13 protein-coding genes are annotated in these 16,138 nt (G+C 44.5%); 5 read left to right on the top strand and 8 right to left on the bottom strand.

Going from position 1 to position 16,138, the window contains the following annotated elements; translation table 11 throughout:
* Positions 1 to 72 precede the first annotated feature (72 nt).
* Complete coding sequence (locus AB4133_RS15275) at positions 73 to 1,062, bottom strand: zinc-dependent alcohol dehydrogenase family protein (protein ID WP_017059992.1); 990 nt, start codon at positions 1,060 to 1,062, stop codon at positions 73 to 75.
* A gap of 20 nt (positions 1,063 to 1,082) precedes the next feature.
* Positions 1,083 to 1,871, bottom strand: a complete 789-nt coding sequence (locus AB4133_RS15270; RefSeq protein ID WP_102332708.1) for a phytanoyl-CoA dioxygenase family protein — start codon at positions 1,869 to 1,871, stop codon at positions 1,083 to 1,085.
* Between the two features lie 319 nt (positions 1,872 to 2,190).
* On the opposite strand from AB4133_RS15270, the gene AB4133_RS15265 reads away from it, so the two are divergent.
* Positions 2,191 to 3,381 (top strand): GGDEF domain-containing protein, encoded by a 1,191-nt coding sequence (locus AB4133_RS15265; RefSeq protein WP_372224950.1) that lies wholly within the window; start codon positions 2,191 to 2,193, stop codon positions 3,379 to 3,381.
* On the opposite strand, the gene AB4133_RS15260 is transcribed toward AB4133_RS15265, so the two are convergent.
* Both AB4133_RS15260 and AB4133_RS15255 read right to left on the bottom strand, forming a co-directional pair.
* Positions 3,368 to 4,249, bottom strand: a complete 882-nt coding sequence (locus tag AB4133_RS15260) for a multidrug transporter (protein ID WP_372099890.1) — start codon at positions 4,247 to 4,249, stop codon at positions 3,368 to 3,370. The genes AB4133_RS15265 and AB4133_RS15260 overlap by 14 nt on opposite strands.
* A gap of 143 nt (positions 4,250 to 4,392) precedes the next feature.
* Positions 4,393 to 5,724, bottom strand: a complete 1,332-nt coding sequence (locus tag AB4133_RS15255; protein WP_017067925.1) for an MFS transporter — start codon at positions 5,722 to 5,724, stop codon at positions 4,393 to 4,395.
* Between the two features lie 317 nt (positions 5,725 to 6,041).
* On the opposite strand from AB4133_RS15255, the gene kduD reads away from it, so the two are divergent.
* Both kduD and AB4133_RS15245 read left to right on the top strand, forming a co-directional pair.
* Positions 6,042 to 6,803 (top strand): 2-dehydro-3-deoxy-D-gluconate 5-dehydrogenase KduD, encoded by a 762-nt coding sequence (kduD, locus tag AB4133_RS15250; protein ID WP_017067926.1) that lies wholly within the window; start codon positions 6,042 to 6,044, stop codon positions 6,801 to 6,803.
* 53 nt (positions 6,804 to 6,856) lie between these two features.
* Positions 6,857 to 7,495 (top strand): RpiB/LacA/LacB family sugar-phosphate isomerase, encoded by a 639-nt coding sequence (locus tag AB4133_RS15245; RefSeq protein ID WP_017059986.1) that lies wholly within the window; start codon positions 6,857 to 6,859, stop codon positions 7,493 to 7,495.
* 122 nt (positions 7,496 to 7,617) lie between these two features.
* On the opposite strand, the gene AB4133_RS15240 is transcribed toward AB4133_RS15245, so the two are convergent.
* Together AB4133_RS15240 and AB4133_RS15235 are read right to left on the bottom strand one after the other, a co-directional pair.
* Positions 7,618 to 10,227, bottom strand: coding sequence for a response regulator (locus AB4133_RS15240; RefSeq protein WP_372123924.1), 2,610 nt, complete (start codon positions 10,225 to 10,227; stop codon positions 7,618 to 7,620).
* Positions 10,220 to 11,449, bottom strand: a complete 1,230-nt coding sequence (locus tag AB4133_RS15235; protein ID WP_372224947.1) for an acyl-homoserine-lactone synthase — start codon at positions 11,447 to 11,449, stop codon at positions 10,220 to 10,222. The genes AB4133_RS15240 and AB4133_RS15235 overlap by 8 nt, the downstream gene beginning before the upstream one ends.
* A 668-nt stretch (positions 11,450 to 12,117) precedes the next feature.
* Between AB4133_RS15235 and AB4133_RS15230 the strand changes: the two genes are divergently transcribed.
* Positions 12,118 to 12,510 carry a cystatin domain-containing protein gene (locus AB4133_RS15230; RefSeq protein ID WP_017064277.1) on the top strand — a complete coding sequence of 131 codons (393 nt, stop codon included), beginning with the start codon at positions 12,118 to 12,120 and terminating at the stop codon, positions 12,508 to 12,510.
* Between the two features lie 103 nt (positions 12,511 to 12,613).
* Here AB4133_RS15230 and AB4133_RS15225 read toward each other — a convergent pair whose 3' ends face one another.
* Together AB4133_RS15225 and AB4133_RS15220 are read right to left on the bottom strand one after the other, a co-directional pair.
* A complete protein-coding gene (locus AB4133_RS15225; protein ID WP_372224945.1) occupies positions 12,614 to 13,192 on the bottom strand; it encodes a hypothetical protein in 579 nt (192 codons plus the stop codon).
* A gap of 196 nt (positions 13,193 to 13,388) precedes the next feature.
* Complete coding sequence (locus AB4133_RS15220) at positions 13,389 to 14,987, bottom strand: isocitrate lyase (protein WP_372224943.1); 1,599 nt, start codon at positions 14,985 to 14,987, stop codon at positions 13,389 to 13,391.
* 130 nt (positions 14,988 to 15,117) lie between these two features.
* On the opposite strand from AB4133_RS15220, the gene AB4133_RS15215 reads away from it, so the two are divergent.
* A complete protein-coding gene (locus AB4133_RS15215) occupies positions 15,118 to 16,071 on the top strand; it encodes a LysR family transcriptional regulator (RefSeq protein ID WP_009845781.1) in 954 nt (317 codons plus the stop codon).
* Positions 16,072 to 16,138: the final 67 nt, after the last annotated feature.

The following is a 16,138-nucleotide window of genomic DNA, read 5'->3' as shown; positions in this document are numbered from 1 at the left end:
ACAAGCACGCTTGTAAGCTGTTGAACGTCTTGCCTGTTGAAATAAACAAGGTATATATCGTCCAACTCTCACTTACTGTGGCAGTAAGATGATCTTGCCCTCTAGGCGTGTGGTTTTCGATTCAATGAGATCAATCGCGGTTTGCACTTCATCGAATGGTAGATAGCGGTCAACGTCGAGCTGAATGTCGTTTGTGATGAAGTGATCTAGCATGGTCGTGAACTTATCACGGCGAACATCTTTACCTTCTGCTTCCTCCCAATAACGCAAGAAGAAGGTGCTGAAATCGATGTGTTGGTTTTTCGCGTACTCAAAGAAGCGTGGCTCGTAAAAATCCAACGACAGCGTCCCATAGTTGATAAAGCGCCCGTTGTTGCCAAGGGTGTGAACAAGATCGGTTCCGGGTGAGCCGCCAATCGCATCAAAGGCAACGGTTGGCATAGGCAAGCCTAATGCCTTAATTTGAGAAACTAGATCAGCGTTCGCATCTATCACCCAACAGGAAGTGGCAGGGTATTGTGTCTGCTGTGATGTAACGACAATGATGTTGAAGCCGAGTGATGCTGATAACTGGGAGAAGATCTTACCGATGGCTGAACTGCCCGCGTTGATGATCAACACATCCTCTTGGGTCAGCTTGGCTATTTCTGTCGTTAGCACCCATGCGGTTAGCGCATTAATGTACAACTGACAGGCGTAGCCATTGTCTAAATGTTGAGGAATTTGGAACAGATCATCTGGTGATACATCGACATAGTTCTGCCATGTTCCACTGGTTGCCACAAGCACTCGTTGATTCACTATAAACTCAGCACTGCTGGATTCTACAATCCTTCCTACCGCTTCAAATCCCGGTACTCTCGGCGGCTGATGGCTATGTTTGTATTGGCCCACACCATAAATCGACAACAGATCACTAGGGTTGATGTTAGTCGCTTCAATTTGTACGCGAACTTTATCTTTGTCTAGTACCCCTAAAGCGACATGTTCTAACTTGAGAGATTCTTTTGGCTGACCGAAACGGAACTGGCTAATTCGGGTATTTTGCTTAGTGTCAGTCATAGTTTGGGCACCTTTATGGATTATGAGTACTGCATCGATTTTAAGTGTAGCGTGTTCATAAATAATCTTGGGTCGGAAATGTTGCTCAACATGGCTGGTGTTGGCAGACAATCGTCATCAACGTAGTCGACATAGTCTGCCGCCGAATCAAAGATCAAAATATCCAAAGCCAAACGATCCAAGCCATATCGGCCTCGGTGGATCATGTCCGCTGAAAACACCAATAAGTCACCGGCGGCTAATGGTATCTGCTTACCACCAGAGATGTCATCGCTGCTCACTTTGCCGTTTTCTTCTTGGCGAACATTGTACTCTTCTTCGTTGTCCCAACGCTTGTGTGTGCCAGGGATAAGTTCCATACCTGGCTCATCAAAAATGGGCACTCGCAGATGCAATACCTGGGTTTCCATGATGACTTTCATTTGGTCATCAACGTCGTAATCGTATTGACAGTCACGATGCCAGAAGTCTTTTTGTTGCGGATTTACTGGGTTGAAGAACAGCTGTGTATTCATGAATGCTGGTTTGTTCGGAATCACCGCATCAACCACGTTCATCACTTGTTTCGAGCTGATGAAGTCGAAAAGCACGCTTCTATCGTCGGCGAGCAAATACTCGCTTCCCGTAATTAAAGACGAGTTAAATGCTTCTTCTTTATAGAATTCTTCGTTGTCTGCTTTCCATGATTCATGAAATTTCAGCACGACTTTTCTAAGCGATGCAATTTGAGCTTCATTGAAATAATTTCTGATAACAAAGTAACCATGTTCGTCGTAACGGTCACTTAATTGTTGGCTGTTTTCTACCACTGACTACCTTCGTTCATTCTTTGCTGTATAATAACTAAGGTCAACAGCCCTAGAGATTTCTTTGGCGCATAATGCCAGACAGTCGTCATTCAACCAAGTAACGAGTGCAGAAGCCTGTAGATTCAGTGATGCGATAAAACTCTATGGGGGCGAGTGTTACATGCCTATCCATATCATGGACTCATGCGATAAAAATCTCCGCATATGTGATCTACCCCCTTTTTTTATAAAATAAAAAGATTCACATGGTGAATGTTTTTGTGGTTTGCATGATTATTGACCATGTTGAAATTTGGTTGCGTATGGAAGATAGAAAATCATGGATGGTTTTTCGCTGGATATGAGAACACTTAATTTTATTATTATTTTGTTCTCTTTCATTTACTGTATTGGCTTGTTGTTATTTCAATTCACTCAACAGTCCATTAAAGGGCTTTCAATCTTTTCCATTTCAATATTTGTTATCGGAACTGGGCCGTTGATGTTGAGCCTAAGAGGGGAGTTCCCTGATTGGGTCACCGTTATTGGTGCCAATATGGTCATTGCGCTTGGTTTTCATCTCGCCTTGTATAGCTTATGTCTGTTTCGAGAATACTCTCTCAAATGCACCTACCTCAGTAGTCTAATGATGTTGGCTCTTTTGCCATGTTTTATTTACTTCACGTTCTATGAGCGTTCCATAAAGGCTCGAATTATCCTCATTAGTTTATATCTGGCTTTTGTGACTCTTTGCACTGCCTTTGCGGTATTAAAGGGCCGGCGTGATGACTTGACTCTAGGTATTCGGATGATGGCCTTGTCATTTACGATATATGGCGGGTTTATGGTTTTTCGAGTTGTGGTGACGCTATTTTCAACTGAGCTCCAGGATTTCATGGCGGCCACTCTCATTCATCAACTTGCCTTTTTAGTGAGCATCGTTCTTATTGTGTCGATGAGCTTTACAATGCTTTGGCTGATTAACGCAAGGTTGCTTAGTTCTATTCACGAGCTGTCCTACAGCGATCCTCTAACGGTACTGGGAAACCGCAGAGCATTAGATGAGATGGTTCCAGTTATCATGAAGCAGGCGGAAACTGCACCTGTTAGTGCCATTATGATGGATATTGATAATTTTAAGTCGATCAATGACCAACACGGACACATTGTAGGTGACCTCGTGATCAAGTCTTTTGCTGAAATGGTTCAAAGTGCGATAAAAACATCGCCTAAAGCCAGTGCGTTTCGTTTTGGCGGAGACGAGATAATGATTTTATTGCCTAATGTCGATTTCCAACAAGCTCAGGTTATTGCCTGCAAGTTACGATTGTCTATTTCAGAGGTATCAGCAGTACAAGAACATGAGATGTTTCTGACATCGAGTTTTGGTGTTGCTCAGCTTCACCCGCATGAGAGTTGGAATGGGTTTATTAGCCGAGCCGACAAAGCGTTATATCAAGCGAAAACAAACGGTCGCAATATGACTTCAATTTGTCCTAGTCATATTAACGAGCTCATCACTGCCACATAACCAATACCGCTGCGATAGAAAGCAAGATGAGCGCAAGAATGTCTTTGCGCGCGATGCTTTGCCCTAACCAGAAATAGGATATCAACACCATGAAGATCACTTCGACTTGCCCGAGTGTCTTTACGTACGGCACGGCTTGAAGCGACATCGCGCTAAACCAACCCAGAGAACCGATAACACTCGCTAAGCTTGTCATGATGACTAGTTTCGACTTCTTGAATATCAGGCGCAGCGTGTCGCGTTCTCTGAAAAAGAGATACGTACAGATAATCACTGTCTGAAGGGAAATGACGAGGAACAGCACCCAAGCAGCGCTATGAGGGAAGGGCAACCCTATGCTCAAACTTGCTTCCCGTACCCAAAGAGACGTTAAAGCAAAGGCGGTGCTACACGCCATACCTAATAAGAACACTTTCGGGGACAAGCTTCGCCAGCCAGAAGCGCTACTCATGATTAGCACGCCTAAAGTACCAATAAGTACGCCGACCCAACCTGTTAGTGTCAAAGCAGTACCAAAAAACAATACGGATAGCACAGCAGATACGGGGGCTTCACACTTGGCTAAGCCTGCGCCTATCGCATAGTTTTCGAGCTTGAACAGCATCACCATTAAGCCGGTCGCGAGGATCTGCATGATGGCGGCAGCAACAATATAGAAAACAAACTCACCCGAAAAATCCGGTGCGGATACGGGCTGCCATTGATAGAGGGCGCAGAGGTAAATAAGGGCGATAGGGCTAGCCCAAATAAATCGCGCTAACGTTACGCCAGCCACGCTCATGGTGCCACTTAATTTACTTTGAAAGGCATTGCGCCAAGATTGGCTAAAGGCGGCAAGGAGAGTAAAGGCTATCCAACTAAAAGACATGACGCGTCCATGTGTTATGTAATTTGGTGGTGATACTAACAAAAAATCACTTGATAAGAAGTGTCATTATCTGTTTATAGCCACAGGCTCAACTTTATTCTCTATTCGGCAGTAGAGATATCTTCAACAGTTCGATGCTTTCTTCAGAAGATCGGCTGTTTCTTGTTTTTGAAATAGAACAGCGCGCTGATCGAAATGAACAGTAAGGTGAAGTAATAGAAAAACGAAGACAGTGAGGCCAAGAAGGCAAGGTTCTGTTCTATTTCTTGTTCGGTGAAGCCCTGAGACACCAACTTATAGTAGTAAGCGTACAAGATCCCGATCAGCCCGTATCCGAGGTTAAACATTAAACCTTTGAAACTAAGAACGGTGGCTCGGTTGTGCGATTCGGTCTTTTTATTCAGGTGGTAGCTGATGAAAATGTTCATCGTCATGATGATAAAGATTAACACCAACGCCGGAATGACCCCGTAAATCGACCAACCTAAACTGATCCAGTAATAAGTCGCCATGCTTGCTAAACCCATGACCACAATGAAGGTTTTAGGCTCAATACTCTCTGCTAATCTTCGGCTTTGTCCTGCCAATATAATCTTAAGCAAACTTATACCCGCACCAATAAAACCAAAGTAGATAATTGGAATATCAATCGCCAGATAGTATTGGCTGTTCATGGTTAGGAACATGCGTGAGGTGTGTTCGAATAGGCTGTAGTAGAGCAAGATGAACAGCACGTAAGGTGTAGCGAATACCCATTTACCCGCATCGATCGTCAATTTAAGACTTGAGATGGTGGTTGCCAATTTGGTTTGGTCGCTTGGCATCACCTTTTTCTCTTCGCGCATATTAATCGCGGCATAGATGGCGATCATCGCTACAAATAGGGTGGCGAACACAGGAATACGCATCAGATCTTTGGTGCTTTCTGGTTCGGCTAGTCCAAGGAAATGAAAGATGTTCGTCATAAAATTCACGTCGTACATCGCCGCACCAATTAGTGTGACAAAGATACCGACCGTTGAGGCGACACGAAGCTGGATTTGCAGCACTCGAGGCCACAACTCTTCATTACCTTGTTCTTTTAAGGTGTCGTAAGCCAATGCCTCGTCGGCGCCGCTGGCCAGTGCCATCGCTAAGCCACTGAGAATCCGGTTAATCAGAAAGACTATGAACACCAAGTCGGGGTTTCCGGTTGGCACTAAGGCGATCATTGCGATCTCAACAAACATCACAATCGAAGACAGCACCACCAGTTTCTTGCGGCCTAAGGTATCGGCGAATGCACCCGACGGTACTTCAGCAAGCACAATGGTGGCCGCCCAAACTACATTGAGCATCGCGAATTGAGACAGGGTTAACCCGTAATCTAAATAAAGTAGTGTGAATATAGGGTAGTAAAAACGCGCAAAGTAGCTGCTTCTAAACATCAAGAAGTAGCGGACATTGGGAATTTTAAGGATCTCTTTGAGCGTCATGATAATTTCAGTAATTTAGATAACACATTATTATGTATAACCCTTTTACTCTTTTAAATCATGGAATTGTTGCCAAATCCCTAAAATATCTGGTTTGGGTGATCTTCGAACTCATTGTTCATAGTGGGTTATAGGTTTCTCGTCTTCAAATCACTTTCCCCTATTCATTTAGTTTGTGGTGCCGTTTCACTTGTTCGACTGATTTTGGTGCAAGATCGAACTTCTACAACGTCGCTCTCGTATTTACATCTTATTGTATGATTTAATTATTGGTAATAACGATACGCAATGAATCCAATGTAATTGAGGAAGCGAGCATGATCTTAGAGTCATTCAGTCTGGAAGGTAAAGTAGCGATAGTGACGGGCTGTAACACGGGGCTTGGGCAAGGTATTGCATTAGGCCTAGCGGAAGCCGGTTGTAAGGTTGTCGGTGTTAACCGAACAGAGCCTGAAGAGACTATTGAGAAAATGAGTGCAGCAGGTCATTCGTTCCTAAACGTGAGTGCTGATCTTCTCGAGCAAGCGTGCATTCCAGGGGTTATAGAGCGCACTTTGGCTGAGTTTGGCCAAGTCGACATTCTCGTGAACAATGCAGGAATTATTCGCCGCCAAGATGCTATTGAGTTCTCAGAGCAAGATTGGGATGACGTAATGAACGTGAACACCAAGACGGTGTTCTTTATGTCTCAGGCTGTTGCAAAGCAATTTAAGGCTCAAGGTACTGGCGGAAAGATCATTAACATTGCATCGATGCTCTCATTCCAAGGTGGCATTCGAGTTCCTTCCTATACGGCTTCAAAAAGTGCTGTGATGGGCGTGACACGTGCGATGGCGAACGAATGGGCGCGCGATAATATCAACGTGAATGCGATAGCCCCCGGTTATATGGAAACGAACAATACTCAAGCTCTGCGTGAAGATGCTGAGCGTAATCAAGCGATTCTTGAGCGTATTCCGGCTGAACGTTGGGGTAAACCGCAAGATATCGCAGGTCCTTGTGTGTTCTTAGCATCATCAGCATCGGATTACATTAATGGCTATACCATTGCTGTTGACGGTGGTTGGTTAGCACGCTAGTTGGTTTTTTATTCTAAATTTTGAGTTTGCAGCAATCTTGCAGGAGAAGATAAATGAAAATCGCTTTAATGATGGAAAACAGTCAGGCAGGTAAAAATGCCATGGTTGCAGCTGAGCTAGAGTCAGTGGCGGGTGGCATTGGTCACGATGTTTTCAACTTAGGTATGACCGACGAGAATGATCACCACTTAACGTATATCCACTTAGGTATCATGGCCAGTATTCTGATCAACTCAAAGGCTGTGGACTTTGTTGTGACGGGATGTGGAACAGGGCAAGGTGCTTTGATGTCACTGAACCTGCACCCGGGTGTGGTTTGTGGTTACTGCCTAGAGCCATCAGATGCTTTCTTGTTTAACCAAATCAACAACGGCAATGCTCTCGCTCTCGCTTTTGCTAAAGGCTTTGGCTGGGCAGGTGAACTCAACATTCGTTATATCTTTGAAAAAGCGTTCACAGGCGAGCGTGGTAATGGGTATCCACTAGAACGTGCAGAACCACAGCAACGTAATGCAGCAATTTTGAATGAAGTGAAAGCGGCGGTGGTAAAAGATAACTTTATTGATTCTCTGAGAGCTATCGACCAAGATCTAGTGAAAACAGCGGTTGGCAGCGAGCGTTTCCAACAATGCTTCTTTGAGCATTGCCAAAACCAAGAAATCGCTGATTATGTTCGTTCACTTTTAGATTAATTAGAGCGTTTAGTTCTGATAGAGCCAGCCTTGTTCGGCTGGCTTTTTGATGAATAATTAAAGCAATGTAATGAGACAAACAGTAATCAGCTGGCTAAATTGCGATTCGTGTTTTCCTGAATTTACTCTTCATCTTCGGTTTCTTTGGGAGCATTCGACGCCCAGTCTTTTTCAAGCCAGTTATCGAGCACGTGTTGCAGTACGTTCAAGGAGGTTGGTTTCTCTAGGCGACCATCCATCAACTTGCTGATCATATCTAACTCGTGCTGTCCTGATTCGCCAGACAAAGCAATGATTGGCGTTTGAGGAGAGCGTGCCTTGATGATTTGGCTTGCGTCAAAACCATTCATTATCGGCATTTGTACGTCCATTAAGATCAAATCGACCTTGTGTGTTTTGAACAGCTCGACGGCATTCTCGCCGTTTTTAGCTTGTAAGCTATTTACGCCAAGTCGACTCAGGTACATCTGAACAAGCGTGCGTTGCACTTCTTTATCATCGACGATAAGCACGGTTGGAGCCAAATGGTTCTCTGGGGTTAGCGTACTTGTTGGCTCTGAACTTTGCGTTTCCGCTTGGTTATCTGGCTTAACTTCTGCGTTGGGTTTGTTTTCAGTTGTGGTTTGATTACTTTTCCAATCATTGAAGTAAGGCGTACGAAGTGCGTCTGCTTTGGGTGCATTGGGTACTACCGGGAAGTACAGGTGGAACTCAGTAAACTCCCCAAGTTTAGAGTGGCACTCAACTCGGCCGCCAAATGAACGCATCACACGTTGGCAATAGCCAAGCCCTAGGCCGCTACCACCGCTTTTTTGGTAAGAGAAGAAGTCATCAAAGATCTTATGTGCAATGGCTTCGTCAATGCCAGGGCCGGTATCTCGGAATATCAGAACGTTCTCGTAAGGCCCTGTGTTGGTGCTGATCTCAATTTGGCTTTCTGGATAAGAATCAAAGTAATAGATTGCATTACGTATCAGGTTGAAAATAACGAAATTGAATAAGGTTTCATTGAGCTTTGCTACAAAATCAGCGTGTTGTGGTAAACGAATGCGTTCAATGATCTTTTCATTCTCAAAACCATAGTGGCTTACGGCTTGATCTACGGCTTTGTGGATAGAGGTCATGGCCACAGGGCCGTGTTCAGGCGTACTGTCACTGACTTCGCGCAGGATGATATCAATCAGTTGTCGCCCGCGTTGAATCGCCGCTTGGCCATTCTCAATATCCTTTAGGATTTGTTTAGCTGGGGCTTGGTTATCAATGTGCTGTTTTAACACCTCAAAATGCAGCTGCACTTGAGCCAGCGGGTTACGCATTTCGTGTGCGATAGAATTAGCAAGCGCGCGACTTTGGCGAATGCGTCTATCGGCTTCAATGGTGCTTTGTACACGAGTTAACAAGGTTTGCAGTGCAGAGATCTCTTCGTTAGAGAACATCTTATCGTTGCTCTTATGTGATGAGACCAATAAGTGCGTGACCGATTTCCCCTGACCAAATAAAGGCATCACCAAAGCGGTGTCGTTTGAGCTCATCTTGTCATATAGGGCTTTTATCGAGCGCTTGGCTGGTGCGGTGTAATCAAGCTCCTGAGACAGCTCATCGAACACTAAAACGGACTTGTTGGTAGACAGGTAATCTTCGTAGAAGGTTTCGTTGTAGTTGCTGTTCACCAGACGCAACTTGTCTTCGGGAATCTGCAATAGGCTACCTAATCGACGCATTGCATCATCAATCGACAGCTTGAAATCGTCTTCTAGTGAGAGGATCTGTTGTACTGGCGTTTTCTTGTTTCCGTAGACAAAGAACGAGGCGTAGTGGCTTACGCGCTTGTAGAGAACATGCCACGTGATGCCGATAATCGCGCAGATTGGGATAGCAACAAGCCATTGACTGTCGTCTGTCAGCGGGATAAATATCGCGCCAAAAGGGATCACCAAAATAGCACAAACCAACATCGCATTTAGGCTCATGTACGCCAGGTATTTCACGCTGTAGAAGCGCGAGGTCAGCAGGGCATAGCCAACGAACAACATTTCACTTATCGACAAAGCTGGTGGCAGCCAAGTGAGCGAGAAATCACGCAAGAAGTAGGTCATGCCTAGGTGGATCGTCGCAGTAGACAGCATGAAGACTAAAATGCCGGCGATCATATAGTTGGTTTTGGCTAAAGTTAGCTTGCTGCTGTTGGCGCGCATGGCCACCAGGTTGAGTAGTGTTAGCACTACAAAGCTAATCATCCCAATAAAGAAGTACGGCGTATGCGGGCCAAACTCAATCACGAACTGGCTTGGGCCTGCAATGGTGACGTGTTCAACGGTTAACCCCGGACTTAAATTGATAAAGAAGGAGTAGACGGTCAGGGTGACGAAAATGGCTTGCTGCCACACATGAACCTTACCATTACGTTGTTCAGCGGCGAGTTTGCACGAGAAGTAATAGGCAAAGGCAAACGCAAAGAACGAGGCGAGGTTGGCAAACTTTGCGGCGAACACGGCGGCCGAGGCCCCAAGTTCCGGTAATAAGTCGGTATGGAAATAAGCGTTACTGCTGATCCACGCAACAATGCAGATCGAATACGCGATGTAAGGGGCATGGTGTGTCCCTGCGATCACTTCGTTCTTCTGTTTCAGGCGATAGCAGTAATAGAACAACCACATGACAACCACAGCCACGGTTGCAAGCAGTGTGATTGCTTTTGCATAGATGATCGCCTCTAGGCCGAAATCAAACATGTTCATCCTTTTTCACCGAGCTAGTTTTTCCTGCCGAGCGCGACTTTTCTAATGACTTTCTGCTTTCTCGCACTGCGCGTTTGTAGCTTCGAAAATCGACATTATTGAACGCTTTTACCATCATCTCAAAATTCCAGAATCCACGATAAATTGTCGTGCCATCGTCATTTAATTCGCAATATCCAGAATGGAAGTATGCATTGGAATCAATGGTTTGATAAAACTGAAGCATGAAAGGTTGCTCGATAATAGTGAAGCCAATCTTATAGCCTATTTGGTGTAACACACTCATCAGCTCTTTTTGAGAAAGGTAGAGGAAATAGAGCTTTTGTTGGGTATTGCCACTGACTGTCAGACGTAACACCTCACACAGGGCATCTTTGTCGGACAATTGTAACTGGAATTGTTGGTCAAATTCTGGGAGAGAGTAACATTTTGACAGTGTAGGCGGTGTGAAAAGTTGTAACCCTGCGAGTTCATCGTTGCCGTAATTGGGTAAACAGTATTGCCATTGCTCATTGCTGAACGGCGGTGCGTAACTTAGCCAAGTGTCATTCTTAGACCAGTCTTGAATCAGCGCAGAGGAAACCAGTGTTGGAAAGGCTTCATCGACTGGATGCTTGAGCAGAATAAAATGCTTACCTGCCTGAGAAAGGTGTAATAAAGGCAGCATCTCAAACCATTTCTCGCCCTTGATGAACACCTCGAGATTGCTTAAAGCAATGGCATCGCTGATTGGCATTCCTTGTGGGTGACTCGGTGTTTGTACCAAAAGTGGCTCATGTTCTATCTGTTCGATGATCGCACCGTAATAAGCACTGTCATTGATAGGGAGGTCGACATGAGAAATGGAGCTTGGATTTAATGGAGATTTTGCTTTGATCGCAGCAATTTCACACTCACACCAGAAATCTAGCCAATGCATATAGCACTGCCCTACAGCCTGCTCTAGAAGAGCAATCTCTGCAGATAGTGTATTTGGATAGCGCAGAATCAGATCGCGGTAGTCCATCACCTCAAACAATACAGAGTAGCTTTTGTTTTGATGCTCTGGGAAAAGCAATTCTAATTGGCTTCTACGATATTCAGTCACGCTTTGAAAAAGCTCAGTGCGCTCATGTGGCTGATAAGTGCTGATGACGAGCTCTATCAGCGCTCGCTGTTTTATTTCGATAGACAGACTGCTAGCCAACAGTGAGCCTAAAGACGACGTTAATTTCATGTTTAACCTAGCCTAGGTTTATATAATTATTTTTATTTGATCTGCACTATCTATAGGACACTGATTTTAGGTATGTGTTTGAAGTTACGTTACTTTGAGAGAGCCAATCGTAACTTTACTTGTGTCCATGGTGTGAGAAGTAAGTTGCATAATCGGGCGAGATTTTACTACTTGCACTCACCCTCAACAATAAAGATTTTCCATATTTGAATGAATTCAAAGATGAACAAAATACATTATTATCAACAACTTGTAGGGTTGGATCACAGTTTTAAAATCAGACATGATTAAGCCGAGCATAAACTTTTGAATTTATAAAATAATCTCAAATATCTATTTTTTGAACCAATATCACAATCCAAATCAACATGAGCTCATCTTATTAATTACAGCGTGAATGTATTTGGTGTGAGATATGTAATTAGCTGATGCATTATATCTGTCTTATACTCGCTTATTCCTTCGCTACCCATTCTATTGATTTAAATATCAGGTGGATAAAAGCAGTGCTCCAGTGCTCGACTTTGTTTTCCTGACCATCTTCTGTGTTTATAGAGTAGTTACACCATAATCTCTGATGAATTGATGACATTCGAGGTTTAAGCTTGCCTGCATATGAAACATTATTGCGAGTAATCCCTCGTAAATGATTGAGGTAGAGAGAATTTATGAAGAACGTACGATTAACATCATTACTTGGAACAGCAACCTTGTTTAGTGTCGTGGCGTTAGCTGGGTGTAGTCAGAAATCAGAGGTACCAACTCAACCGCAAGAGAATGCGAACCCCATCTGCAGCACTAAAAACCTGACGGGTGGTTGGTCGAAAAGTGAGATAACACCAGAAGCCAAGCAAGCTTTAAACGCAGTTCTTAGCCAAATGAACACTTCAGCTGAGCTCAAGCAGATCTTGAGTGTTCGAACTCAGGTTGTCGCGGGTTTGAATTACGCTATTGAGTTTGAAATGGATAATGGTGAAGTGTGGAACACCATCGTTTACCGTTCTCTACAAGGTGACATCGAAATGACGCAACCTGCACAGAAAGGTCTTCTGTGCTCATAATCTAGATGCGTCTGTATCTTGTGAGATAGGCTGATAGCAAATAAAAATGGCTCCGTATTGGGAGCCATTTTTGTTTTTAAGAAGACTGATTCACTGAACGATTTCAGTCGGCCAGCTCGGGCTCGGCTAACTCCTGAACACAAGCTCGGCTGATGTCTTCATCAATGTAGGCCATACCGAGTTTATTGAGGTAGTCCATGCGATCGGCAGTGCGAAGCTCGATGTCGGGGCCTGCAATGTTGTTGGCTTGATAAATTTCAGTGAGATGAGACATGAATTGCTCGCCCACACTCATCATCAATAGACTCATTGCGCCTACGTCCGGTCTTACTTTGGTGCGTTGCTTTTCAGATAGGTTTACCGCTAGTACGATAGGTTGTTCTTCACCTTCGAATCGAACGCCTCGCTCACGAATGGTTTGTTGAGCCCAGTAGTACGCCAGTTCTTTACTCTGAGTGAGAAACACTGGCTCAACCGATTCGGTATAGTTGTTGCCGATGGTTGCCATAGTTTTTGAAGCTGCTTCGTTGAGCGCTTTGTCTCCAGAACGTTTTAAACCTTGGCCTTGAATCGAAGCCAATAAAGCTGAAGATGTGCCGTGATACCAAGTATCACCCGTCGCGAAACCATTCTCTGATAACAGTGTTTTTGCATCTTGTAGGTGTGTAGGTATTGAAGTCATAGGCACTCTCAACAAATAGGAATCTGAACAAATATGTATACAGTTAGCTTAAACAGAAGTTGTTCGGTTAACCGTGGTGTGGAACACAAATCTGAGGCTTTGAGATAAAGCTGGCAGTACAAGCTTTATCTCAAAGCCTTCCCCCGGATCTTACCTAAGTAAGAGAGAAGGACGGGGGAGGCTTTAGCGTTAGCGATTAATCAAATTGGTTCGATGTATTCGCTTCACCTGCAGCTTTTAGTGCGTTCTCACCAGCAAAGTACTCTTTGTGATCATCACCGATGTCTGAACCAGACATGTTTTGGTGTTTAACACAAGCGATGCCTTGGCGTATCTCTTTGCGCTGAACATTTGCAACATAGCCCAGCATGCCTTGGTCACCGAAGTATTCTTTTGCAAGGTTGTCGGTTGACAGCGCTGCAGTGTGGTAAGTCGGTAGAGTAATCAAGTGATGGAAGATACCCGCTTCACGAGATGCATCCGCTTGGAATGTGCGAATCTTGTCATCAGCTCGTTTAGACAATTCAGTTTCGTCATATTCAGCACTCATTAGGCTAGCACGGTCGTAAGCTGAAACATCTTTACCTTCTGCTACCATCGCATCGTATGCTTGTTGGCGGAAGTTTAGCGTCCAGTTGAATGATGGAGAGTTGTTGTAAACCAGCTTCGCATTAGGGTGAACTTCACGTACGCCGTCCATCATCTCTTTGATTTGACCGATGTGTGGCTTCTCAGTCTCAATCCATAGTAGGTCAGCACCCGCGTTGATTGCTTCAATACAGTCGAATACACAACGGTCTTCACCAGTACCTTGGCGGAATTGGTATAAGCCTGAAGGTAGACGCTTAGGTCGAACTAGCTTGCCGTCACGGTTAAAGCAAACGTCGCCTTCTGCCATATCTGCAACATCGATCTCTTCAACATCTAGGTATGAGTTGTAGATATCACCTTGGTCGCCCGGCTCTTTCACTACTGCGATTTCTTTTGTTAGGCCAGCACCTTGAGAATCGGTACGAGCAACAATAACGCCGTTGTCGATGCCTAGTTCAAGGAAAGCGTAACGAAGTGCGCGAAGTTTTGCGTGGAAGTCAGCGTGTGGAACCGTTACTTTGCCGTCTTGGTGACCACATTGCTTCTCATCGGCAACTTGGTTTTCAATTTGTAGACAACATGCGCCTGCTTCAATCATCTGCTTAGCCATTAGGTAGGTCGCTTCTGCGTTACCAAAACCTGCATCGATATCGGCGATGATTGGCACCACGTGTGTTACGTGATTGTCGATTTTGTCTTGGATAAGGTCTTGTTGGTTAACGTCGCCCGCTTCACGTGCAGCGTCTAGCTCACGGAATAAACCACCCAGTTCACGTGCATCAGCTTGGCGCAGGAATGTGTATAGTTCTTCTACTAGGCCTGCAACCGATGTTTTCTCATGCATAGATTGGTCTGGAAGTGGACCAAAGTCTGAGCGAAGTGCTGCAACCATCCAGCCTGATAGGTATAGGTAGCGTCGGTCTGTCTTGCCATCAAAGTGCTTCTTAATAGAAATCAACTTTTGTTGGCCGATAAAACCATGCCAGCAGCCTAAAGACTGAGTGTATTGAGAACTGTCTTCGTCGTAAGCCTCCATATCCGCACGCATGATATCTGCCGTGTATTGCGCGATATCTAGACCTGTTTTGAATTTGTTTTGAGCTCGCATACGAGCAGCAGATTCAGCATTGATTGCATCCCATGGAGCACCTGCAGCGCTTTTTGCAACTTCTATCATTTCGATATCTTGTGTAATTTGCGACATAACTATTCCTTAGTTTCACGTGGGGTATGGTTGCCAAATTGGCTTGGATTAAAACTTTGCTATGGACAAAGAATAACCACTCATGTGATAATTTTGTTAATTTATAGTTATTATATTCGGTATTTTTCTTATGAATATTGCTCGTATAGACCTTAATTTGCTTGTGTATTTAGACATGTTGCTACGTGAAAGAAACGTTACACGAGCAGCAAATCAATTGGGTATTACTCAACCAGCCATGAGTAATGGCCTTCGCCGATTGCGTGATCTGTTTGAAGACCCGCTATTAGTGAGAACAAGTGAAGGGATGATACCGACCGAACGCGCGCACAAGTTGCAGCCACTGATTCGAAACATCTTGGCGAATGTAGAGAAGACACTGCAGCCGACCACAGAGTTTAATGCAGAAGACAGTGAACGCGTGTTTCGTATCATGGCGAGTGACTATGCAGAGTCGACCATTATTCAGCCGCTATTGAAAAAACTGAGCGAGATAGCACCGAAAATACGACTGGATATAATGACGCCAAGTGATGTGAGCTATCAGGATGTAGAGCAAGGTACCGTTGATATAATTATCAACCGATTTGACGATATTCCTCAGTCGTTTCACCAGATGAGCCTTTGGCACGACGGGTTTTCTTGCCTCTTTAGTTGTGACAACCCGATAGCCGACAATTTCGATATTTTGTCTTATTTAAAGGCGCAACATATTTGGGTAAGTAAGACTGGTATGGGAACGGGAGTCGGGATAAACCCAAGCGAAGCACAAAAGCTTGGTTGGATAGATGAAGCACTAATGCGCATTGGTAAAACCCGTAACATCACGGTGTTTACGCGACACTACTTGTCGGCGATTCTCTTCGCACAACAGAAGAACCTGATCCTGACTATTCCTACCAAAGCCGCTCAACTGCAGCGCAATAACCCTAGATTGTTAATCAAACCAGCGCCATTTGCGATTGAACCCTTTGAGGTGAAGATGGCGTGGAGTCCATTGTTACAAACCAATCCAGACCACCAGTGGATGCGTCGTTTGATTAAAAGTGTCGCTAACGAAATCGAGAGTGGAGTAACGGAATAACACAGTTTTCAGGGTATTTTTTATATGAATATCCAATATAACCGGCATAAATTAGCTAAATTCATGT

The sequence above is a fragment of the Vibrio sp. 10N.286.52.F8 genome (genome assembly GCF_041468745.1).
Taxonomy (GTDB): Bacteria; Pseudomonadota; Gammaproteobacteria; order Enterobacterales; family Vibrionaceae; genus Vibrio; species Vibrio crassostreae_C.
Note: the sequence above shows the minus strand (reverse complement) of the source record. Positions and strands in the feature narration are given on the sequence as shown.

Excerpts from the sequence above, each read along its gene's own strand:
- AB4133_RS15275 (WP_017059992.1), bottom strand. The coding sequence starts at position 1,062 with ATGACTGACACTAAGCAAAATACCCGAATTAGCCAGTTCCGTTTCGGT.
- AB4133_RS15265 (WP_372224950.1), top strand. The coding sequence starts at position 2,191 with ATGGATGGTTTTTCGCTGGATATGAGAACACTTAATTTTATTATTATT.
- AB4133_RS15260 (WP_372099890.1), bottom strand. The coding sequence starts at position 4,249 with ATGTCTTTTAGTTGGATAGCCTTTACTCTCCTTGCCGCCTTTAGCCAA.
- AB4133_RS15255 (WP_017067925.1), bottom strand. The coding sequence starts at position 5,724 with ATGACGCTCAAAGAGATCCTTAAAATTCCCAATGTCCGCTACTTCTTG.
- kduD (WP_017067926.1), top strand. The coding sequence starts at position 6,042 with ATGATCTTAGAGTCATTCAGTCTGGAAGGTAAAGTAGCGATAGTGACG.
- AB4133_RS15245 (WP_017059986.1), top strand. The coding sequence starts at position 6,857 with ATGAAAATCGCTTTAATGATGGAAAACAGTCAGGCAGGTAAAAATGCC.
- AB4133_RS15240 (WP_372123924.1), bottom strand. The coding sequence starts at position 10,227 with ATGTTTGATTTCGGCCTAGAGGCGATCATCTATGCAAAAGCAATCACA.
- AB4133_RS15235 (WP_372224947.1), bottom strand. The coding sequence starts at position 11,449 with ATGAAATTAACGTCGTCTTTAGGCTCACTGTTGGCTAGCAGTCTGTCT.
- AB4133_RS15230 (WP_017064277.1), top strand. The coding sequence starts at position 12,118 with ATGAAGAACGTACGATTAACATCATTACTTGGAACAGCAACCTTGTTT.
- AB4133_RS15225 (WP_372224945.1), bottom strand. The coding sequence starts at position 13,192 with ATGACTTCAATACCTACACACCTACAAGATGCAAAAACACTGTTATCA.
- AB4133_RS15220 (WP_372224943.1), bottom strand. The coding sequence starts at position 14,987 with ATGTCGCAAATTACACAAGATATCGAAATGATAGAAGTTGCAAAAAGC.
- AB4133_RS15215 (WP_009845781.1), top strand. The coding sequence starts at position 15,118 with ATGAATATTGCTCGTATAGACCTTAATTTGCTTGTGTATTTAGACATG.